At 41.4% G+C, this 22795-nt stretch carries 22 protein-coding genes; 18 read left to right on the top strand and 4 right to left on the bottom strand.

Translation table 11 applies throughout. The features are described from left to right. Positions 1 to 648 precede the first annotated feature (648 nt). Complete coding sequence (locus tag EFB00_RS13525) at positions 649 to 1341, top strand: hypothetical protein (protein ID WP_206423450.1); 693 nt, start codon at positions 649 to 651, stop codon at positions 1339 to 1341. 12 nt (positions 1342 to 1353) lie between these two features. Continuing rightward, positions 1354 to 2319, top strand: a complete 966-nt coding sequence (locus tag EFB00_RS01150; protein ID WP_122645111.1) for a hypothetical protein — start codon at positions 1354 to 1356, stop codon at positions 2317 to 2319. Positions 2320 to 2358: 39 nt separating this feature from the next. Here the strand turns inward: EFB00_RS01150 and EFB00_RS01145 are convergent, their stop codons facing one another. After that, complete coding sequence (locus EFB00_RS01145; protein ID WP_122645110.1) at positions 2359 to 2973, bottom strand: membrane lipoprotein lipid attachment site-containing protein; 615 nt, start codon at positions 2971 to 2973, stop codon at positions 2359 to 2361. A 121-nt stretch (positions 2974 to 3094) separates the two neighbouring features. On the opposite strand from EFB00_RS01145, the gene EFB00_RS01140 reads away from it, so the two are divergent. The 13 genes from EFB00_RS01140 to EFB00_RS01080 all read left to right on the top strand — a co-directional run bounded on the left by EFB00_RS01140 (position 3095) and on the right by EFB00_RS01080 (position 16008). Further along, positions 3095 to 3421: a helix-turn-helix domain-containing protein gene (locus EFB00_RS01140; RefSeq protein ID WP_206423449.1), complete on the top strand. Its 327-nt coding sequence runs from the start codon at positions 3095 to 3097 to the stop codon at positions 3419 to 3421. A gap of 344 nt (positions 3422 to 3765) precedes the next feature. Then, positions 3766 to 5607, top strand: a complete 1842-nt coding sequence (gene typA / locus EFB00_RS01135) for a translational GTPase TypA (RefSeq protein ID WP_122645109.1) — start codon at positions 3766 to 3768, stop codon at positions 5605 to 5607. A gap of 421 nt (positions 5608 to 6028) precedes the next feature. Then, positions 6029 to 6331, top strand: a complete 303-nt coding sequence (locus EFB00_RS01130) for an Fpa/YlaN family protein (RefSeq protein ID WP_122645108.1) — start codon at positions 6029 to 6031, stop codon at positions 6329 to 6331. A gap of 3 nt (positions 6332 to 6334) precedes the next feature. Then, positions 6335 to 7504: an FtsW/RodA/SpoVE family cell cycle protein gene (locus EFB00_RS01125; RefSeq protein WP_122645107.1), complete on the top strand. Its 1170-nt coding sequence runs from the start codon at positions 6335 to 6337 to the stop codon at positions 7502 to 7504. 21 nt (positions 7505 to 7525) lie between these two features. Beyond that, entirely contained in the window at positions 7526 to 10948 is a 3423-nt protein-coding gene (locus EFB00_RS01120; RefSeq protein WP_122645106.1) for a pyruvate carboxylase, read from the top strand. A 30-nt stretch (positions 10949 to 10978) separates the two neighbouring features. Next, the gene (locus tag EFB00_RS01115) at positions 10979 to 12100 is read left to right on the top strand and encodes a CAP-associated domain-containing protein (protein ID WP_122645105.1); all 1122 of its coding nucleotides are present in this window, start codon (positions 10979 to 10981) and stop codon (positions 12098 to 12100) included. Further along, positions 12097 to 12528: a YlbF/YmcA family competence regulator gene (locus EFB00_RS01110; RefSeq protein ID WP_122645104.1), complete on the top strand. Its 432-nt coding sequence runs from the start codon at positions 12097 to 12099 to the stop codon at positions 12526 to 12528. Before EFB00_RS01115 ends, EFB00_RS01110 begins: the two co-directional genes overlap by 4 nt. After that, positions 12518 to 12856, top strand: coding sequence for a YlbG family protein (locus tag EFB00_RS01105; protein ID WP_122645103.1), 339 nt, complete (start codon positions 12518 to 12520; stop codon positions 12854 to 12856). The genes EFB00_RS01110 and EFB00_RS01105 overlap by 11 nt, the downstream gene beginning before the upstream one ends. 78 nt (positions 12857 to 12934) lie before the next feature. Beyond that, on the top strand, positions 12935 to 13495 hold the full coding sequence (gene rsmD, locus EFB00_RS01100; RefSeq protein ID WP_122645102.1) for a 16S rRNA (guanine(966)-N(2))-methyltransferase RsmD: 561 nt from the start codon (positions 12935 to 12937) through the stop codon (positions 13493 to 13495). A gap of 1 nt (position 13496) precedes the next feature. Then, positions 13497 to 13991, top strand: coding sequence for a pantetheine-phosphate adenylyltransferase (gene coaD / locus EFB00_RS01095; protein ID WP_122645101.1), 495 nt, complete (start codon positions 13497 to 13499; stop codon positions 13989 to 13991). Next, positions 13981 to 15009 carry a SepM family pheromone-processing serine protease gene (locus EFB00_RS01090; RefSeq protein WP_122645100.1) on the top strand — a complete coding sequence of 343 codons (1029 nt, stop codon included), beginning with the start codon at positions 13981 to 13983 and terminating at the stop codon, positions 15007 to 15009. Before coaD ends, EFB00_RS01090 begins: the two co-directional genes overlap by 11 nt. A gap of 214 nt (positions 15010 to 15223) precedes the next feature. Further along, positions 15224 to 15622 (top strand): DUF1149 family protein, encoded by a 399-nt coding sequence (locus EFB00_RS01085; RefSeq protein ID WP_122645099.1) that lies wholly within the window; start codon positions 15224 to 15226, stop codon positions 15620 to 15622. 11 nt (positions 15623 to 15633) lie between these two features. After that, entirely contained in the window at positions 15634 to 16008 is a 375-nt protein-coding gene (locus EFB00_RS01080) for a VOC family protein (RefSeq protein WP_122645098.1), read from the top strand. Positions 16009 to 16262: 254 nt separating this feature from the next. On the opposite strand, the gene EFB00_RS01075 is transcribed toward EFB00_RS01080, so the two are convergent. Genes EFB00_RS01075 through EFB00_RS01065 form a run of 3 tightly spaced genes read right to left on the bottom strand, consistent with a single transcriptional unit; the run spans position 16263 to position 19058 of the window. After that, complete coding sequence (locus tag EFB00_RS01075; protein WP_122645097.1) at positions 16263 to 17486, bottom strand: ABC transporter permease; 1224 nt, start codon at positions 17484 to 17486, stop codon at positions 16263 to 16265. Positions 17487 to 17501: 15 nt separating this feature from the next. After that, positions 17502 to 18194 carry an ABC transporter ATP-binding protein gene (locus EFB00_RS01070; protein WP_122645096.1) on the bottom strand — a complete coding sequence of 231 codons (693 nt, stop codon included), beginning with the start codon at positions 18192 to 18194 and terminating at the stop codon, positions 17502 to 17504. A gap of 9 nt (positions 18195 to 18203) precedes the next feature. Next, complete coding sequence (locus EFB00_RS01065; protein ID WP_122645095.1) at positions 18204 to 19058, bottom strand: efflux RND transporter periplasmic adaptor subunit; 855 nt, start codon at positions 19056 to 19058, stop codon at positions 18204 to 18206. Positions 19059 to 19233: 175 nt separating this feature from the next. Here EFB00_RS01065 and EFB00_RS01060 point away from each other — a divergent pair, with 175 nt between their 5' ends. The 3 genes from EFB00_RS01060 (at position 19234) to EFB00_RS01050 (ending at position 22754) form a co-directional block, all read left to right on the top strand. Next, positions 19234 to 19968, top strand: coding sequence for a metallophosphoesterase (locus EFB00_RS01060; protein WP_122645094.1), 735 nt, complete (start codon positions 19234 to 19236; stop codon positions 19966 to 19968). Between the two features lie 153 nt (positions 19969 to 20121). Beyond that, on the top strand, positions 20122 to 22308 hold the full coding sequence (locus EFB00_RS01055; protein WP_122645093.1) for a Tex family protein: 2187 nt from the start codon (positions 20122 to 20124) through the stop codon (positions 22306 to 22308). After that, the gene (locus tag EFB00_RS01050; protein WP_122645092.1) at positions 22305 to 22754 is read left to right on the top strand and encodes a SprT family protein; all 450 of its coding nucleotides are present in this window, start codon (positions 22305 to 22307) and stop codon (positions 22752 to 22754) included. The genes EFB00_RS01055 and EFB00_RS01050 overlap by 4 nt, the downstream gene beginning before the upstream one ends. Positions 22755 to 22795: the final 41 nt, after the last annotated feature.

Below are 22795 nucleotides of genomic sequence, written 5' to 3'. Positions count from 1 at the left end.
AGATTGAAGCGTGACGTTCTACAAAAAAAAGAGTGTTAGCTATCATAAGCCCACACTATCAGCGTTTATCAGTGTTGTTTCTTCTTATTATATCTCGTTAATCGTTATTTTAAGGAGATATAAAGCGCTGGTTTACATAACCCATCTTAAATGAAGTACCTTACGCCTCAAGGGTTTGAGCGATTTGAGCTGTGAAATTAGATTGGTATACATTATGAAAGCTTGATATATCGCGTTTCTTGTGTTTCGGTACATTGTGAAATTCTTTTGTTTTCATAATTTATTGAAATTGCTGAATTGTTATTTATTTTCATTATCAGCAAAAATATTTAGGTATAGAAACGCTAATATATCAACGTTTCTAGCATATTTTCAAGCTGTTTTAAACCAGTAAACCCAATAAAATTTCGGTTTTATCGTCTATTTTAAAACTTTATGACAGCGCGCTAGAGCCTTGCCGTCTGACAGATAGGATAACTATCTAATTAGCATTAAAAGGCTTTAAAATAGCCTTTAAATGCTTTTAAAATGACGTTTGAGAACTAGATACATACAAACGAAGGAAAAAGACAGTTACCCCAACACGAGCAGACCATTCACAAGGTTACCTAAAATTTCTCGCGCGAAAAAAATAAAAAAGGTGAGCCAATGCAATTAGAAAAAATATATCAAAACTATCCATCTTTAAGACCAATTGAGACAAAAGCCTATCTGACTACAGACATTTACGACCTTATCGTGCCTCTAATTTTTCAAAAAATCTATAATATGATGTCGATCACTGATTTTCAGATATATCAAATTGAGTCAGAAGATAGTAATGGTAGACTTTTGAGAGGTTTCACGATCATCGAACGCAACATGTGTTCTCATGAATTTTTATTGGCTTATGATGGACGTATTTATTACAATCACGAACCAATTTTTTTAGAAAAAATAGACAATTACATAAATAAATTAGTCCTAGTTTGTTATGAGCTAGGCGCAAAGAAGGAGTATTTCAATATGAAAATAATCGATCGTCTAAAGATGGAAATAGAAGGCATTACACTAGTCGATGATCAAGCGACAATCTATCTAGCTGAAAACGGACTATCAGCAACAGAAGAATACAACCCAGCAATCCCAGCGCAAAAAAAGGCGATATATCAAACAGCTCTCAGCGTTTTGCAATCCATCGCAAACAATCCAGCGACTATGAAAAACTACAAACAAGACGATATGAATATATCCTCATTCGCTAAATTTTTACAAAGTCGTATCAATCAATTGACCAACACAATTCAATCAATGCCAGACACTAACGAGCCTACTAGCTTTTTCAACTTGTTTAGGAATTGAGGTGATAAAAATATGCCTACGATGAATATTTTCGAGCAAAACACGCCTGAAAACGACCTCAGAGCCATCTTAGACTGGCGAGGGTCTACAATTTACCGTAACGGACTGTCTGAACGCGCTCTCGTGACCAATGAAGTCAGCGTGAAAGACTATGATAGTAAATTTTTAATCACGCTACACCAAACTGGACGCGGTGATCTAGTAAAATACGAAAGTGATTTTTGGCTTATCACTAATCAAGTTTCAAAAAGATATGAAAGTTATAAAGCAAAAATGCAACGGATCGAGCATGATATAATTTTTAATCTTTCAAAATTAGAGAATAAGCCACTAAAATATCTGCTTAAGCTTCCTGTTCTTGTTTCGCAAACAGCAGATTTCAACTTGTCGTATAATAAGCAATCGCAACTAATAAATGTAGAAAGTGAAATTCATGTTTTCACTTCACACAACGAGAAAACAGAATCACTTCTACAATTATTAGACGAGCGGATAGTGTTCGGTCATCGAACCTTCAAAATAGCTGGCATATCTACAGCAAATAAAGGAATCTTAGACATTACAGCCCAGCTTATTCCATCGCAAGCGACAGACAACTTGATAGCTGGTATCGCAAATTGTCCTGAAAATTGGCAAGAGTTGATTGACGAGAGCGCATTTAGCGTTAGCGATGGGAGCGTTGCTTTGTTACCATCGCAAGGAAAGAGCAATGTTGAGTTTTTAAGCTTTGAAGATGGTATATTGATATTTACTGCTGAAAAACTGAAAGCTGAGTACTCGGACAGTTTCAAAGGCTATAAGATTACCACTTTTTCAAAAGAATGGGAGTGGGGTTTTGATGAACCTATTCTTAAAGAAAACGAAGCCTTTATGACAGCCAGCGAAAGCGTTGAAATTGAAAGTTTGCCTATTGAAATTTCTTCCGTTTTTGATAATGGAATCGATAGAGTAGAACTTGAGTCTGTAAAATTTGAATAAAAACAACCGCTGACTATAAAAATCAGCGGTTGTTTTCTTTTAATAATCATTTTTTGAGTAACCAGCGGCACGAGCCTCTTCTACAGCGTCTACTAATACATTTCCTTCGATTGCTTGGAACAAAAATTTATCTTCGGAATCTGGAAAATAGACAGCAAAAGAGACCATACCCAATTTTTCAGAGATTGAGACAAACTTATTTACGAAACCATCTTTCCAGAGTCTATAAGAAACTTCATCACCACTTGCAGCGTCTACAATTGTTTTTGTAAAAATATCAGCTTCAAGTTTCAGGTTAACTAGTTTAACTGCTCCATCAGTGTCAAACGTAGCGTCGTAATATACATCATATTGATCTCCCCAGTACGTGCTTCTTAGTATTTCATCTACTTCCAAATTTTTTTCATGTGCTTCATTAGTAGTAGTCGCTATCAGATTATCTGGGTCTAAAGTTTTGTAAGAGTACATTTTATATTTAACTTCTTCTTCGGAAGTTGATTCTATTGTAGAACTACTCTCTGTTTCGCTACTTTCAATTGTAGAACTTTGACTAATTTCTGTACTTGATTCCTTGCTTTTTGATTCCGCTGTCTTGGCTGTTGAACAACCAGAAACAAATAAAACTAACAATATCCCCAAAATAACTTTTTTCATCTTAACTCTCCCTTCTTTCATTAACTATTTTAATTGATGAAAACGTATAAATCAATACTTTTTAGATGGTGTATATTTCTTCTAACTTTGGATAACATTTAAAAGAGTGGGAGGGGATAAAGTGACTCAGAATTTGAATAAAAAAATTGGTAGTCTGATTCGAAAGTTAAGACTTGAAAAAAATTTGTCGCAAATGAAATTAGCTGAACTATCGAAACACTCCACAAATCATGTTGGGGCAATCGAACGAGGTGAAAAGAACATCAGTGTCCAAACACTTTACTCGATCACTCATGTATTAGATATAAGTTTAGAAAGTTTCTTTTCTTTAATTGATCCAGCCGAGAAAGATACCAAAGAACTTATTGAAATCTATTTCTCGCTGTCTGATGAGCAGAAAGTTTTGATTTTAAACCTCTTAAAATCAACAAAAAAATTAAATAAATGATAGTTTCTTACTATTATAAAAGCTATGTCACAACTTGACATAGCTTTTTCCTTGTTTTCGTCCCACACATTTGCATTTTTTCTATAAAAGTGTTATTTTACATAAGGTTGATAATTGATTTACCAATATTTCTTCGGTTAAATTAAGGTTATAAAGTTATTAAAAACAAATGAGTCTAAACTATTTCTAAACTGGTTTCTATTTTATCACCTCTGATCGTTGATATATTAAGGTTCCTTTACCAATAGAAAAAATGAAAACTTTTCACTATATTTCAGAAAGATATTCTGTTATAATTAGCCGTCGAGTGCTATTGAGGAGAACAAAGAAGGAGAAAAAATACATTGAAATTTAGAAATGATATTCGCAACGTTGCAATTATTGCCCACGTTGACCACGGGAAAACAACGTTAGTCGATGAATTGTTAAAACAATCAGAGACATTAGATGGCCACACACAATTACAAGAACGGGCGATGGATTCGAACGCGCTTGAAAAAGAACGTGGAATCACGATTTTGGCAAAAAATACAGCGGTTGAATACAACGGAACAAAAATCAACATCATGGATACACCAGGACACGCGGACTTCGGTGGTGAAGTAGAGCGGATCATGAAAATGGTAGACGGTGTTGTTTTAGTTGTGGATGCTTATGAAGGAACAATGCCTCAAACACGTTTTGTTTTGAAAAAAGCATTGGAACAACATTTGACACCGATCGTAGTCGTAAACAAAATCGACAAACCTTCTGCACGTCCAGAACACGTAGTCGATGAAGTATTAGAATTGTTTATCGAACTAGGTGCCGATGACGAGCAATTAGAGTTTCCAGTGATTTACGCTTCTGCGATCAATGGTACATCAAGTCTTTCAGATGATCCAGAAAAACAAGAACATACGATGGCTCCGATTTTCGATACGATCATCGAACATATTCCTGCGCCTGTTGATAACAGCGACGAACCATTGCAATTCCAAGTATCTTTACTAGACTATAACGACTATGTTGGCCGTATCGGTATTGGCCGTGTCTTCCGCGGTGCCATTAAAGTCGGCGACCAAGTAGCGTTGATGAAGCTTGACGGCGAAGTGAAAAAATTCCGAGTAACAAAATTATTTGGTTTCTTTGGTTTGAAACGTTTGGAAATCCAAGAAGCAAAAGCCGGCGATCTGATCGCGATTTCCGGGATGGAAGATATTTTCGTTGGTGAAACAGTGACACCGATCGATCATCAAGATGCATTGCCAATCTTGCATATCGATGAACCGACATTGCAAATGACTTTCTTAGTGAACAACTCGCCATTTGCCGGCCGTGAAGGAAAATTTGTTACAGCCCGTAAAATCGAAGAACGATTAATGGCACAATTACAAACAGACGTATCCTTGCGTGTCGAAGCGATCGCTCCTGATGCATGGATCGTTTCCGGTCGTGGGGAATTGCATTTATCCATCTTGATCGAAAATATGCGTCGCGAAGGCTATGAATTGCAAGTTTCACGTCCAGAAGTCATTGAAAGAGAAGTTGACGGTGTGAAATGTGAACCATTTGAACGTGTTCAAATCGATACACCGGAAGAATACATGGGTTCTGTCATTGAATCATTAGGTGTTCGTAAAGCCGAAATGCAAGATATGATCCATACTGGTAACGGACAAGTACGCTTGATCTTCTTAGCGCCTGCTCGCGGACTGATCGGCTATACGACAGAATTCCTGTCTATGACTCGCGGTTACGGAATCATGCACCATACTTTTGATCAATATCTGCCAATGCTGACAGGACAAATCGGTGGCCGTCATCAAGGCGCTTTGGTTTCTATCGATACCGGTAAAGCAACAACATATTCTATCATGAGTGTGGAAGAACGGGGAACCGTCTTTGTTGATCCAGGTACCGAAGTTTACGAAGGTATGATCGTTGGTGAAAATTCTCGTGATAACGACTTGACAGTTAATATCACTAAAGCAAAACAAATGACTAACGTGCGTTCTGCTACGAAAGACCAAACATCTGTCATCAAAAAACCACGAATCTTGACATTAGAAGAATCATTGGAATTCTTGAATGATGATGAATATTGTGAAGTAACACCGGAAAGCATTCGTTTACGGAAACAAATTCTAAACAAAAACGAACGGGAAAAAGCTTCCAAAAAGAAAAAAATGGCTACAGAAAACTAATATACTGTGGCAGCACCAAGAAGATCGTTCTTCTTGGTGCTTTTTTTATATATTTGTGTTCAGCTTTGAAGAAGAAAAAGGAGCAATTAAAAATAGGAGAAAACAATTTTTTTCCATAAACACGCGCGAAATAGTGTGGAAAACTGACGCTGCCGGTTTTTAAAAGTCTTAATTTCATCGGAAAAGACTTTTAAAAGACTTTGCAAAACAGAGAAACACCAGGATTGTTTGTTTCATATTTCGATAAAGTTTCACGGAGAGGTAAAAATCTCTGATTTTTTTCATTGAAAGGTGTACGAGAAAAACGTTCGGCTTTTTCGTGAATTTACTGAAAAATCTAGTAAAGCTTTTCGGCAAGTTATCCAAATAATCTGGGAGTTATGCTATAATAATGAAACAAAAGAAGGAGGTTAGGTGCAAAATGGAATCTATTTCTCCAGAGTTTGCTCTCGATTTATTAATGCAAGATGCTGACCGGATCAAACGTTTGATCAGCAATCAAAAAAATAGTTTATGCATTTCTCAATGCAAGGCTTTCGAAGAAGTCGTCGATACGCAAATGTATGGACTGTCTCGTCAAGTCGCTTATGCGATTCGTTTAGGCGTAGTAAGCAACGAAGATGGAAACCAGTTATTGAGCGATGTTGAGCGAGATTTGAATATTTTGTACAGTGAAGTTTATGAAAAACAAACAAAAAATAGTGAGAATGGCAAGGAGGTTTAACACTTGCCAAAACAAGTAAAGAAACGTCATTTATTAGACTATGGGATCTTGATTCCATATCTTATTTTATGTGTGTTGGGATTGGTGATGGTTTACAGTTCTACTTCTTACATACTAGTAGAAGCAGGACAAAATCCGATGTCTTCGGTCATCAACCAAATGATTTTTTGGATCCTCAGTTTAGCGGTGATCACTGTGATCTATAAGATGAAGACCGATGTTTTTCGAAACAAGGGATTTGCTTGGATCGCCATTGTCGTGATTATTTCGTTGCTGCTGTTGGTTCTGATCATCGGGAAAGAAGTAAATGGTGCCAAGGGGTGGTTGGAAGTTGGCGGTTTTTCGATCCAACCGGCAGAGTATATGAAAATCGTATCTATCTGGTATCTGTCATTAAAACTGTCTAACCGACAAACTGCGATCCAAGGGAAAACGTTCTTTGAAACAGTTCGCCGGCCTTTATTCCCAATCGTAGTTGCACTGATCATTATTGCGTTGCTGCCTGACTTGGGAAATGCCGCGGTCATCACATTGATCGTTTTGGCAGTACTTTTTGCCAGCGGGATCAATTATATATATACTTTGATTTTAGGTGCTGTAGGAATCGTTGGCAGTATCGGGTTTATCGAGTTGATCAATCTGACCCACGGGAAATTTTTACCAGCTCACGTTTACAGCCGATTTGCCACATTCCAAAATCCGTTTGCTGATGAATTCAATAAAGGACATCAAATGGTCAATGGATATTACGCCATCTATAACGGCGGTCTGTTTGGTCGCGGGTTGGGAAACAGTATCCAGAAAAAAGGATTTTTGAAATTTGCTCACACAGACTATATTTTTTCAATCGTGATTGAAGAATTAGGTTTGATCATGTCGATTTTGATTTTGGCGTTACTCTTTTATATGATCGCCCGGATCATTTTAGTTGGTATTCGCTCGTCTGATCCGTTTAATTCGATGATGTGTCTGGGGATCGGCGCACTATTCATGATCCAAACGTTTGTCAATTTAGGCGGGATCTCTGGTCTGATACCGCTGACCGGGATCACTTTCCCGTTTTTAAGTCAAGGGGGTTCCAGTCTGCTGATGCTGTCGATTTGTATCGGCTTTGTTTTGAACATCAGCGCGGAAGAAAAAAGAAAGAAATATAGTTTAGATATAATGAAATAAAATCGATGGAGGAGTGGTTTAATGAAAAAGATTCTTGTTGCAAATAGAGGCGAGATCGCGATACGCGTATTTCGTGCCTGTTCGGAGCTTCATATTAAAACAGTCGGAATCTACGCGGCGGAGGATGAATATTCGGTACATCGCTTTAAAGCAGATGAGGCTTATCTAGTTGGAAAGGGCAAGAAACCCATCGATGCCTATTTAGATATTGAAGATATTTTGCGGATCGCCAAAGAATCCGGCGCAGAGGCGATTCATCCCGGTTATGGTTTTCTTTCGGAAAATCTGGAATTTGCGCAGCGCTGTGAAGAAGAAGGAATCATTTTTATTGGACCATCTACTCATCATTTAGATATCTTCGGAGATAAAATCAAAGCCAAAGAAGCTGCCGTCAAAGCAGGAATCCAATCGATCCCCGGTTCAGACGGTCCAGTAGATACCATCGATGAAGTATTGGCGTTTGGTGCCGCTCACGGCTATCCTATCATGATCAAAGCCGCGTTAGGCGGAGGCGGCCGCGGGATGCGGGTCGCTCATGACGAAAAAGAAGCCCGTGACGGATATGAACGCGCAAAAAGTGAAGCAAAAGCCGCATTCGGCAGTGACGAAGTTTATGTAGAAAAATACATCAGCGATCCGAAACATATCGAAGTCCAAATTTTAGGAGATACTCATGGAAATGTCGTGCATCTGTTCGAGCGGGATTGTTCGGTCCAACGGCGTCATCAAAAAGTCGTTGAAGTCGCTCCTTGCGTTTCTTTAAACGATCAGCAACGGGAAAAAATCTGTCAAGCCGCTGTTCAATTGATGAAACATGTCGGTTATATCAATGCCGGCACTGTGGAATTTTTAGTGGAAAATGATCAGTTTTACTTTATCGAAGTCAATCCGCGGGTCCAAGTGGAACATACGATCACGGAAATGATCACGGATATTGATATCGTTACTTCTCAAATTTTGATCGCTCAAGGCAAAGATCTTCATAAAGAGATCGGTATTCCGGAACAAAAAGATATTCGTTATCAAGGTGCGGCGATCCAATGCCGGATCACTACAGAAGATCCGTTGAATAACTTTATGCCTGATACTGGTAAGATCGATACTTATCGTTCACCAGGCGGCTTTGGTGTTCGGTTGGATGTCGGTAACGCTTATGCGGGCGCAGTAGTCACTCCTTATTTTGACTCACTGCTAGTAAAAGTATGTACTCATGGTTCGACATTTGAACAAGCGATCCAAAAAATGCAGCGTTGTTTGCGAGAATTTCGGATTCGGGGAGTAAAAACCAACATTCCATTCATGCAAAATGTCATCAATCATTCCGTATTCCAAACGGGTGAAGCCAAAACGACATTTATTGACAATACACCTGAATTATTTGAATTTCCTCGTCTGCGAGATCGCGGAAACAAAACTATGAAGTATATCGGCGAGATCACGATCAATGGTTTCCCGGGAATCGAAAAAAATAAAAAGCATTTCTTTGAAGAACCTCGTTTGCCAAAGGAACTAGCGGTAAAAGAGATAACAACTGCTAAAAATATTCTGGACCGTGAAGGCGCAGATGGTGTCGTGCAGTGGGTCAAAGCACAAAAAGAATTATTATTGACCGATACGACTTTCCGTGACGCCCACCAAAGTTTATTGGCGACGCGTGTGCGGACACATGACTTTGAAAAAATTGCTGCTGCTACTGAACAAGCACTTCCGGAATTATTCTCTGCGGAAATGTGGGGCGGCGCCACGTTCGATGTTGCTTACCGTTTCTTAAAAGAAGATCCATGGGTCCGTTTAAAAGAGATTCGACGCTTGATGCCGAACACATTATTGCAGATGCTGTTCCGCGGTTCAAATGCGGTAGGGTATTCCAACTATCCAGACAATGTGCTAGTTGAATTCATCAATGAAGCTGCCCATGAAGGGATCGATGTTTTCCGGATCTTTGACAGTCTCAACTGGATTCCGCAAATGAAAAAAAGTATTCAGGCTGTCCGTGATACAGGCAAGATCGCTGAAGCGACTATTTGTTATACAGGGGACATCAATGATCCAAGCCGGAGCAAATATTCTGTACAATATTATAAAGATATGGCGAAAGAATTGGAAAATCTCGGTGCTCACATTATTGCTATCAAAGATATGGCCGGATTATTAAAACCGCAGGCAGCGTATCGTCTCATCAGTGAACTGAAAGCCACTGTCGATGTACCGATACATCTGCATACTCATGATACCAGCGGCAACGGCATTATTACGTATTCAGCGGCAACGCAAGCCGGTGTTGATATCGTGGATGTCGCCACCAGTGCGTTGAGCAGTTCTACCAGCCAACCAAGTATGAGCAGCTTATATTACGCGCTGGATCAAGATGTTCGCCAACCGCGGATCAATATTCAAAATGCCCAAGAAATCAATCATTATTGGGAAGATGTGCGGATGTTCTACAAACCATTTGAAAATGGCTTGAATGCGCCGCAAACCGAAGTCTACCAACACGAAATGCCGGGAGGACAGTACTCCAACCTGCAACAACAGGCCAAAGCGGTAGGGCTGGAAGAACAATGGGATGAAATCAAGAAAATGTATCAAACCGTCAATTTGATGTTTGGCGATATCGTCAAAGTAACGCCTTCTTCAAAAGTAGTCGGTGATATGGCGTTGTTTATGGTCCAAAATCATCTGGAAGAAGATGATATTTATCAACGGAACGATCTTAACTTCCCAGATTCAGTCGTTACCTTCTTCCAAGGAGAACTGGGTCAGCCAGTGGGCGGATTTCCGGAAAAACTGCAAAAAGCGATCTTAAAAGGCCGTCCTGCTTACACGGATCGTCCAGGCGCATTAGCAGCACCTGTAGATTTTGATCAAGTAAAAGCAGAATTAAAAGAAAAAATCCATTATGAACCTAGCAAGTTAGAAGTTCTCAGCTATTTGATGTATCCGCAAGTCTTTTTAGACTATCAAAAAGCCTACGAACAATTTGCAGATATCACGGTTTTAGATACACCAACCTTTTTCCAAGGCATGCGTTTGGGTGAAACCATCAACGTAGAAATCGAAAAAGGCAAGATCTTGATCATTCGTTTAGATGAAATCGGCGAACCGGATATTGAAGGCAATCGTGTACTTTTCTTCAACTTGAATGGTCAGCGCCGCGAAATCGTCGTGAAAGACAATTCGATCATCAGTACCGTGCAAACAAAACGCAAAGCGGAACCTACGAACAAAGAACAGATCGGTGCGACGATGCCGGGGTCTGTACTGAAAGTATTGGTGAAAAAAGGAGACCGTGTCCAACAAGGCGATACGCTGATGGTCACTGAAGCAATGAAGATGGAAACTGCGATCGAGGCGAGATTTGACGGCGTAGTCGAACATATCTACGTTATTGAAGGCGAAGCTATCGCAGCAGACGATCTTTTGATCGAGATCAAAGAAAAATAAAAAAGTAAAAACAATCAGGGAGGTTTTGGCGTGAAAAGAGGCTGTTTATTTGGCGGATTATTGATACTGGCATTAGGGATAGTTTATTTTCAACCAGTATTTTTTCCGCAAAAAGCGCCGGAACCTCGCCATTCTGTGACTCAAAATTCAGCAGACGGTATACCGACGACAATGAATTTTGAGCCGATCCCAGCGCAAGGTTATGCCAAATTCATTGGTGAACCAGTCAAAACATTTGCTGAACGATTTGGTGAACCAGTCAAAACTTTTTCTTCCGGTTACGGGTATACAGTCAGTCTGTATCCGACAAAAGGAGAAGAGTATGTAGAAGTCAACAGCGAGAAAGGCAAGATCACTGCGATCAAGATCACCGGAAAAGAAGCCGGGGATCTTGAGCCTTTTTCTATCGGGATGAAAATGAGTGAACTATCGCAGCTGACGATGATCTATCCGAATTTCACATTATCTTATGGAAAAGAAGACATCACATTGGAACTGATGGAAGAAGACATGAATTATCGTCCGTTGATCGCTTTTGACAATGATACGTTTGCGGTTTTGTTTTTTGATCAGGCCAACAGCCAATTATTTGCGGCTGCTTTTGTTGATCAGGAAACACTTTTAAAATTGGCACCCTATCAAATCGTTTCCGGGAAAGCTCCTTCTTTTCAAGAGACAACTGATGACTGGGCGAAAATCGACTTTGAGAAGGCACAAAATTCGCTTCAGCTGCTAAATGTCTTGCGGAATTTTGATCAGCTCCCAGCCTACTTTTCCAACCCTCAAGCAGAAGATCAGGCAGAAACCCTTTTAGCTGATTTTTTAGAAAAACCGGAAGATATCCTGCAAGATGATCGCCTGGACGACTATCATAACGTAGTGTCCAAAGAGAATCGACAACCGTTTCTATTAAGTACAGACGAGTGGAATCGTCTGTTGCAAAAACATGAAATCACAAAGGCGCAAGGCATCTTTGAGTTGCCGACTTACGACCCGACATTCCAATTATTGACTTATTACAGCGATCCGTATCTGCATCCTAAATTTTCTCGAGAAGAACCTGAAACAGCAAGCATTGCTATTTCAAAAGAAAATATGGTAGTCTTATTACAAGAACAAGAAACTAAAGTAGAGGAAAGTGGAGCGAATTGATTTATGATGATCGATTTTTTGAAATAGAAGATCAAGTTTCCGCTGTAGTCCATGCCTTAGCAGTATCGCCGTCTTTTGAAAAATACCTGCAAGCCAAAAAGCAGGTGTATAATGATCAAGAGGCAGTTTTGCTGAAACAAGTGTTCAATGAAAAAAAGCGATCATTCGAGAAAATCGCCGATTACGGAACTTATGCGCCAGGTTACAAAGAACAGCAGCGTGAAGTCCGTAAAGCAAAGCGGGCGCTGGATCTCAATGAAAAAGTCGCCGAATTTCGTTTAGCAGAAACTGATTTACAAAACCTTTTAGATGAGATCGGGCTGACAGTAGCTCAAACGATTTCTTCTGAAATAAAAGTGGATGCCGGAAATCCTTTTTTTGTCACCGGTAAACATTCTGGCTGTGGAGGAAATTGCCATGCAAGTTGATACAACAGTAAATTTTGAATTGACCCAAAGACGAGGGTTGATCGTTTGGGTATACAGTTTACGCCAATTAAAAAATTTGAAACGTCTGGGCTTTGTCCACTATGTTTCACGAAAAATGAAATATGTCGTTATGTATCTGAATGAAGAAAATTTCGAAGAAGCAAAAGAACGAATCGAACGGCTGCACTTTGTCCGCTCCGTCGAACCTTCTTATCGTCCTGATATCGAGATGAATTTCGCTGAAAAAATCGGTACAAAAGCGGCGTATCAAGCGGATGACTACGAAGAAGAACATAGTTCAGAGATTCGTTTGGCAGAGAACGTTTGACAAGTAGTTAGGTTGGGGACCGTTAATTTGGACGCCAGCCTTTTTTATGTATAAAAATGGACTAGTGGAGGAAATACTATGCGAGTAATTTCAGGAGAATATCGCGGACGGCGGTTGAAAAGCCTGGAAGGTGCGAATACACGGCCGACGACGGATAAAGTGAAAGAATCTATTTTTAACATGATCGGTCCTTATTTTGACGGCGGGATCTGTTTGGATCTTTTTGCCGGCAGCGGCGGGTTAGCGATCGAAGCTGTTTCTCGGGGAATGGATCAGGCGGTCTGCGTGGACCGCAGTTATCCAGCGATCAAAGTCATCAAAGAAAATATCGCTTTGACGAAAGCACCGGAAAAATTTGTTACATTGAAGATGGATGCTAAAACCGCGATCAATGAACTGCAAAGAAAAGAATACCAGTTTGACGTAGTTTTTTTAGATCCGCCTTACGCACGTCAAGAAATCATAGCAGAAATCGGAGCAATGGCGGATGCTCAGCTGTTGGCACCTGATCCGATCATCGTTTGCGAGACAGCAAAAGAAGTCGACCTGCCAGATAAAATCGCCGGTTTGACAGCGACACGCCGGCAAAACTACGGGATCACAGCGATCACGATCTATAGAAAAGAGGCGGATGCGTAGTATGAAAAAAATCGCATTATTTCCAGGCAGCTTTGATCCTTTTACAAATGGGCATTTGGAAACCATCGAACGAGGCGCTAAAATATTTGATGAAGTGATCGTCGGCGTTTTCGTGAATACCAATAAAAAAAGTTTTTTTACTGCTCAAGAACGAACAGAACAAATCGAAAAAACCATTGCTCATTTGGAGAATGTCCGAGTGGTTTCACAAGAAACGGATCTGACGGTCACAGCGGCTAAAAAGCTGGGGGCCAATTTTTTGCTACGGGGGATCCGCAGCGTCAAAGATTACGAATATGAAAAAGACATCCAGGCTATGAATCATCATTTGGCGCCTGAGATCGAAACGGTCTTTTTGCTGGCCAGTCCAGAATACAATCATATTAGTTCCAGTTTGCTGAAGGAAGTCCTACATTTTGGCGGCGACGTTCGCAACTATTTTCCTCCGGCTGTTTATCAAGAAATCGTAAAGAAGCGTGATAGCTATGAAAAATAAAGTATCCATCAAAAGACTTTTACTGTTATTAGGTGTTTTGATCTTAGCTGCTTGTGCGATCGTTCCGACACCCTATTATGTAGAAGGACCGGGAGCGACGATCGATCTGAAAGAGCTGATCACCGTCAATGATAAAAAAGATTCATCTTCCGGTTCGTTTTCACTGACATCGGTGGGGATCAGACAAGCGACAGTCTTTCGTGCGTTACAGGCCAAAATGACTCCATTTGAAGACTTGGTGAGTGAAGAAGAATTGATGGGCGGTGCGACAGACGAAGAATACGATCGGATCCAAAACTTCTATATGGAATCCTCGCAAAATATCGCTATCGAACAGGCGTTGAAATTGGCGGGAAAAGAGTATCAGATGGTTTATAAAGGGGTCTACGTGCTGGGAGTGGAGAAAAATTCCGCTTTTTACGGAAAGATCGGGATCGGCGATACGGTCACCAAAGCAGACGGACATACCTTTAAAAACAGCGAAGCGTTCATGAAGTATGTTCAAGGACAAAAAGTCGGTCAAGAAATGGAAATCACCTATCTGCAAAAAGGAAAAGAAAAAACAGCCACTGGAAAACTGATGAAATTGCCTTCAAACGGCAAACCAGGTATCGGTATCACATTGACAGATCACACAGAAGTCTCCAGTGATCAGAAGGTGAACTTTGATGTAGAAAATATCGGTGGACCTTCTGCCGGATTGATGTTTACTTTGGAGATCTATGAACAATTGGTAGATCAAGATCTGAGAAAAGGCAAAGAAATCGCCGGTACAGGGACGATCAGCAGTGACGGAGAAGTAGGCAGGATCGGCGGAATCGACAAAAAAGTAGCCAGCGCCAGCAAGAGCGGTGCGGAAATCTTCTTTGCTCCTGATGATGACGTATCCGATCAACCTAAACTAAAATCAAATTACCAAGAAGCAAAAGCGGCTGCTAAAAAATTGGATACGAAAATGAAGATCGTGCCAGTCAAAACAGTTCAAGACGCATTGGATTATTTACAAAAAATGAAATAATCTCACAGGTCTGCGGCATAAGTAGAAAAAGTCGTCTAAAGAAATGCCGGTCTTTTCAGATCGTTCTGTAACCAGAACAGCTGAAAAATATCCGACATTTCATAAGATGAACGTTTGGACAACTTATGGCACAGACTTTTTTTATAGAATCTGATGAAAAAGAACAAAGAAGGAAAGCAGGTATGCTATAATTTTTTTAAGGAGCGTGAATAGAGTGGAAATCAAAAGACAAAAACCAATCGTAGAAGCGTATCATTACGATCAACGAATCCCAGAAAAAGAATATCAAACCGAGCTAAAAGTAGGTTTTGCGCCGTTAGAATCGAAAGACCCTGATTATCCCAAAGAAAACAGTGTCTTGGGAGCGCGTTTAGAGTTTCGTCTGGTCTTCGAGCAATTCATCATTGCCGGCAGAGTCAGCCAGATCAATCATGTAGTGGGGCGAAAAATCAAAGAACAAAAAGATGTGACAAAAGCTGAAATCGATGAGCTGGTAGCACCATTGTTTGATATCGTTAAACGTCTGACTTATGAGGTAACAGAGATCACAACCGATGAACCAGGGATCACATTGAATTTTCAATCTGAACCTGAAACTGAATCACAAGGGTAAGGAGGAACAAGATGTTCAGCGAAGAAATGCAAATTATGTTGTACGTTTCTGATGTAGAAGCTTCTGTTAAATTCTGGCAGTCATTAGATTTCGTGGTAGTAGATCATCAGGAAGTCGATGGCACTTCCATAGTGGAGATCGCCGCAAGCAAAAACGCGCAAGCGCGATTTGTCCTTTATGACCGTGAATTCGTAATGAGTCATTCTCCAGAAGTTGCTGACAACACACCTTCCATCATGTTTTTTGCCAAAGATATCTTAGGACTTTATAAAAAGATGCAGGCACTAGAAATCACACTCGGTGAATTGATCCAACTGGAAGATCGTATGGTCTTCAACTTTGCCGATAACGAAGAAAATTATTTTGCAGTCAGTGAATTGAAATAAAAAGATTCCTTTATCCAAATGCAAGTCCGGTGATCAATTGATCTCGGAAAAGCAGGATAAAGGAATCTTTTTTAATTTCTATTGGAATGAATGGCGCGATCTTTGGCGATGGCGCCAGTGGCTATCGCTTCTTTTAGATCATTGGTAAAAGCTGCGACGGCTTTTTTTAATGTCTGCATACTTATTTTCCTCTTATTTCTAGAGAGTTGTGGGATTGCTGGATACGAATCAAAAGTAGTAGGCTATCTGACTTTTTATTCATATCGAAGGGCTTCAATCGGGTCAAGACGTGCTGCTTTACGAGCAGGATAGACACCGAAAAAGATCCCGATGATACTAGAAAATAATAACACTAATAACACAGAACTTACAGTAAATTGTGGTGTAATATTCAAAGCGTTCGCCACTGCGATTGCTAATGAACCTCCCAACAATAGACCAATCAAGCCTCCGATCAGACATAAGATGACGGATTCCATCAAGAATTGGAAAAGGATGTTGCTGTTGGTAGCGCCCAGCGCTTTTCTTGTACCGATTTCTCGGGTTCGTTCTGTAACGGATACCAGCATGATGTTCATTACACCGATCCCGCCCACCAAAAGAGCGATGGCGGCTACGGCGGCGATAAAGTTGATGAATAGACCTAAGACATTGTTCACTTCATCTAAAGTCTGCAAAAAGTTCGTTGCAGTGAACACATTATCTCCAACCGTATCGTGACGTACACTCAGCATATTGACGATCTGTTTGGATACAGAATCGATGTCATCTTTTGAACGGACGATCACCGTCATTTCCGTGATTTTGGAAACGTTAGGAGAAAGTGCTTCGGCAGTCGTCAACGGGATCGCCGCGTAGCCGGGCATTTGATCGGTATCAAAAGATCCCATCATTCGCTCCATGGTGCTTTTCGAAACACCGATGATCCGTACATTGGTTTGTCCCTGTTGGCTTCTGATCGCCAATTTTTCCCCAACGACATTTTCACGTCCGTTGAATAAAGCCCGAGCGGTATCGGCACTGATGACCGCTACTTTGGCGGCTTCATCAAATTCCGTTTGATTGAAGTAGCGTCCATAAGTGATGGATTTGTCCATCATCTGACTTGTATACTGGAGATCCGGCGTTCCGGCCGCAACGATACTGGTTTTTGTTTCTTCATTACCGCTGACCGAAGCTTGGATCGTTGTGTTAGGAGAGATATGTTCGATATGGGGGATCCCATTTTTTAGAGCCTGAATATCTTTATCATTGATTTTCTGCGAATCTGTGGCATTTTGTCTGGTAGAAACAGAGATCGTGGAAGCTCCCAAGTCGCTGAAAGTTCCGTTGATCTCATTGGTGGCGCCGTTTCCGACAGCTAAGATCGCGATAACGGCCGCGATTCCAATAATGATCCCCAACATCGTCAGGAAAGAACGCATTTTATTGGCAAAGATACTGTCGATGGCCATTTTAAAGCTTTCGCTGATTCCCATTTGTTTGCTTCCTTTCTATAGTTTCTTCCGATTTTTTACAGGTTCGTCACCTAAGATCTCGCCGTCTTTGAAAGAGACGATTCGTTTGGTATATTGGGCGACATCCGGTTCGTGAGTGACCATTACGACAGTCGTACCGGCATCATTTAAATCTTGAAATATTTTCATGATCTCTAATGTCGTTTTGGAATCAAGGTTTCCGGTAGGTTCATCAGCCATCAACACGACGGGCTGATTGACAATAGCGCGGGCAATGGCGACCCGTTGTTTTTGTCCGCCGGAGATCGCATTCGGGCGATGGTTGACCCGGTCTTTTAGTCCCACTTGTTCCAGTGCGGCAATCGCTCGTTCCCGCCGTTCTTTGCGGGGGACACCGGCATAGACCATCGGCAGTTCCACATTTTCTAAAATCGTCATGCGAGGCATCAGATTAAAGGATTGGAAAACAAAACCGATTTCTTTGTTGCGGACTTTCGCGCTTTCCTTGTCGGTCAAATGAGTCACATCTTGTCCATTCAGCAGATATGTTCCTTCATCAAATCGGTCCAATAGTCCTAAAATATTCATCATTGTGGATTTTCCGGAACCGCTGGGACCCATGATGGAGGTGAATTCGCCTTTATCGATATGCAGTGAAATATTTTTTAAAGCGATAAGTTCTTCGCCGCCGGTTTGATAGATCTTTACTACATTTTTTAAGTCGATCAATGAAACCACCTACTCTACAGTGACGGCAGTACCGTCTTTGATTTCAGAAGAAGGAGACAAGATAACTTCGTCGCCGACTTTAAGGCCATCTTTGATTTCAACCAATGTATCAGATTGGATCCCGGTTTCCACTTTGACGGCTTGTGCTTCACCGTTTTTGATCGTATAAACGATCGCTTGATTGTCTTTATCATAGGTCAACGCTTCGATCGGCAGAGCAACAGCATCATCAACAGACGCCGTTGTAATATCTACATCAGCGGTAAAACCAGCATACAGATCGTCAGCTTTTTCCAATGAAACACGAGCGCCAAGTGTCGCCTGTTCACCGGTGGCTTGTGAGGCAGTCGCTGTCGGATCTTTTTGAACGACTTTTCCTTCAAAAGTTTGATTACCGGAAGTGATCACAGCATTTTGATCAACCTTTACTTGTTTGGCTTCCGAATTTGTCAATTTTAACTGGACTTCTAATTCAGAAAGATCAGCAACAACGATCGCCGCTTTGTTTTGCTGTGTGCTGGCATCTGGTTGTCCGGCTTTGATATTTACTTCTGTGACGGTTCCGTCTTGTCCAGCCTTCAACTTCAAGCCGTTGTCATATTCGGCTAATTCTTGGTCTTTTTTCACTTTGTCGCCGACTTTTACATCAACTTTAGTAACAGTCCCGGAGCCGATAAGATTTTCACTATCTTTTGGAATCACTGTACCGCTCAAATTGAGTTTTTCCACGATTTTTTCTTGGCTGACTTTTTTTGTGTTGACGGCAATCCCAGATTGATTGCTGCGTGTGCTGAGTACAATACCGCCAATCACTAAAACGGCAAGAATCGCTGCACTTAGACCCCAAATTGTTTTTCTCTTCATTTTTCCCACTCTTTCTATCTAGACTATGACACAATGTCATAACTCTAATTTTAAAGGTTTTAAAGAGGTCTGTCCAAACATTCTCTTTGAAAGCTTTGTGAATTTTTTGAGGAATTTGTTATACTTGTACTATAGATACTGAAAAAAAGCAGAAAATCAGAAAGAAGCGGTGAAGATGAAACCATATGTTTTTGCTATCAGCGACATTCACGGAGAGTATGACCTTTTCCGCAAAGAGATCGCTAATTTCGATCCTGTCAACCATCAATTAGTGCTGATCGGTGATCTGAATGACCGAGGACCGCAAACAAAAGAGTGTTTCTTTCTAGGCAAAGAATTAGTGGAAAAATACGGCGCGATTTATTTGCGGGGGAATCACGAGGAGTACTTCTTGCAATTTCTTGCGCACCCAGAAGACTGGTATACAGCCTATCTCCATAATGGCGGGAAAGAAACAATGGAGAGCCTGCTCCATAAAGGCGCGACAGAGGAATATTCGCCAACTGAGATCGCGATGATGATCCGCAGCCGTTACAAAGAGTTGGTAGAATTTTTGATGGCTCGTCCGCTTTATTACGAATGGGGGCACTATCTTTTTGTTCATGCCGGCGTGGATCTTTCCAAAAAAGATTGGCGGGACACGTCAGATCATGATTTCATTTGGATCAGAGAAGCGTTTCATGAAGGGAAAAACAATACCGGCAAAACCATCGTCTTCGGTCACACCATTACACCGATGCTCCATGGTGATATGCAGACCACAGATTTATGGCTCTCCGATAATAAAATCGGAATCGATGGCGGAGCTGTTTTTGGCGGTTCTGTCCACGGGGTGGTCTTTGATAAAAAAGGAATTGTCCAAGATATCGAGTATCAAAATATGCGGGGACCTTGGCAGCCGGATTTTTGATCAGGACACATAGGTGCATCTTTGTTGAAAATCTAAGAGCTATCGCGTTTTTCAGTTTTTGAAATCTGTAATTCCAAAATCAAGCTGCAGCTTTCATCCGCTGCGGCTCTTTTTTATGGTAAAATAACTTCCGTAAAACGAAAGGTGAGAAAAATGGCAGAAACAATCAATCAAGAAATCCTTCATTTACTAAAAAATGAATTGAAACAGTACACGAATCAACAATTGCAAAAAGTCCTTGCTCTTCTTCAAGATGGCAATACGGTCCCCTTTATCGCCAGATATCGAAAAGAAGCCACCGGCAATCTGGATGAAGTCCAGATCCGCGAGATCGAAGAACGATACAACTATTTGGAAAATTTAGAAAAACGTAAGCTGGAAGTCTTGCGTTTGATTGACGAACAGGAAAAGCTGACACCGGAACTAGATGCGGCGATCACCCAAGCAACGAAAATGCAGCAAGTGGAAGATCTATATCGTCCTTATAAACAAAAACGCCGGACAAAAGCGACCATTGCCAAAGAACGCGGCTTAGAACCATTGGCGGACTGGCTGCTGAGTTTTCCGAAAACCGGCGATGTCTATCAAAAAGCCGGTGAATTCGTCACACCAGACGGCGAGATCGATTCTCCGGAAACTGCACTGGCAGGCGCCCATGAGATTTTAGCGGAAAAATTCGGAGACGAAGCGGCATTTCGCAGCTGGATCCGCTCGTTTACTTACAATACAGGCAGTTACACGAGTATCGTCAAAGACGCTGAAAAAGATGAAAAAGGCGTTTATGAAATGTATTATGATTTTTCCGAGCCTGTCAAAAAGATCGTTTCCCACCGGATCTTAGCGACAAATCGCGGCGAAAAAGAAGATATATTAAAAGTTGCTTTGGTAGTAGATGAAACACAGATCATGGCTCATCTAAATCGCCAACTGATCAAAAACAGCCAATCCCCAACAGCTCCATTTATCATTGAAGGCTACCAAGATGCTTATAAACGCTTTATCGGTCCAGCAATCGAGCGGGAGATCCGTAACGAATTGACGGAAAAAGCAGACGAACAAGCTATCCAGATCTTTGGAGAAAATTTGCGGAATCTTTTATTACAGCCGCCATTGAAGGGGAAAGTCGTTTTAGGCTTCGACCCGGCATATCGTACCGGTTGTAAATTGGCAGTCCTTGACGCGACGGGCAAAGTGTTGGCGATCGAAGTCATATATCCGCATAAACCCGCCAACATGGAAAAACGTCAAGCAGCCGGTCCAGCATTGATTCGTTTGATCGAAAAGTATCAGGTAGATATGGTGGCGATCGGTAATGGGACCGCCAGCAGAGAATCGGAACAATTCGTCGCAGAGCAGTTGAAAAAAGTCTCACGGGAAGTTTTTTATGTAATCGTAAATGAAGCTGGTGCGTCTGTTTATTCCGCCAGCGATATCGCCCGCAGTGAATTTCCTGATCTGCAAGTCGAAGAACGGAGTGCCATCAGTATCGGCCGCCGTTTGCAAGATCCATTGGCGGAATTAGTCAAGATCGATCCTAAAGCTGTCGGTGTGGGACAATATCAGCATGACGTTTCGCAAAAACGTCTAATGGAACAATTGGATTTTGTCGTGGAAACAGCGGTCAACCAAGTCGGCGTGGACGTCAATACAGCCAGCCCCCAGTTGCTGCAGCATGTTTCCGGTTTGAATAAGACCACCGCGCAAAATATCGTGAATTATCGGGAAGAAAACGGCGCCTTCGATCGGCGTTCTCAACTGAAAAAAGTCCCTCGTTTAGGACCCAAAGCCTTTGAGCAAGCCATTGGATTTTTACGGATCCCTGGCGGCAAAAACATTTTAGACAATACCGGTATTCATCCGGAAAGTTATGCTGCGGCACAAGAAATCTTGAATGACGCGGGTTTAGCTTTAGAAGATTTGGGAACCCCAGAGGCGAAAGAACGTTTGGCTCAATTGTCAGCTGGCGAATTAAGTAAAACATTAGAGATCGGTAAAGCTACGGTTATCGATATCCTAAAAGCTCTTTCTCAACCGGGACGAGATATGCGGGATGAAATGCCTGCGCCGCTTTTGCGAAAAGATGTTCTGACGATGGAAGATCTGCAACCTGGCATGGAATTAAAAGGAACAGTCCGCAATGTCATTGATTTCGGCGCTTTTGTTGATATCGGTGTGAAGCAGGATGGGCTGGTGCATATTTCAAGATTGAGCAAAAATTATGTCAAGCATCCTAAAGATGTTGTGGCGGTCGGTGACGTGGTGACGGTCTGGATTGATCAAGTGGATACTAAAAAGGGACGGATCAGTTTAACGATGCTGGATCCGGGACAATCTAAATGACCAACGCGGAATTGCAGGCACTAGTGGAAAAACTTTCTCTTGAAAGCTTTGATCGGCCATTTTTGCATCAGGCATCCTTCAATTCACGGTTGCGGACGACTGGCGGCCGCTATCATTTGACAGATCATCATCTGGACTTTAATCCGCGGCTATTCGCCGCGGTCGATGAATCTGTCATCCATGGCATCATCAAACACGAATTGTGTCATTATCATCTGCATCTGCAGAAAAAGGGGTATCGCCATAAAGATCAAGACTTCAAGAAACTATTGGCAAAAACCGGCGGCAGCCGCTATGCCCCGCGGATCGAGGAAAGGGCTTCTTATGTTTATGAATGTTCTCAGTGCCATCAGCTGATCAAAAGACAGCGGCGTCTCAACCTAAGACGATATGTTTGCGCAGGCTGTCATGGAAGATTACAATTACTACAAAATAATGACCAATAGAGGCGAAAACAATAACACGAATTTGACGAAACGTTAAATCC

The organism is Enterococcus mediterraneensis, from assembly GCF_900604485.1.
Taxonomy (GTDB): domain Bacteria; phylum Bacillota; class Bacilli; order Lactobacillales; family Enterococcaceae; genus Enterococcus_C; species Enterococcus_C mediterraneensis.
Note: the sequence above shows the minus strand (reverse complement) of the source record. Positions and strands in the feature narration are given on the sequence as shown.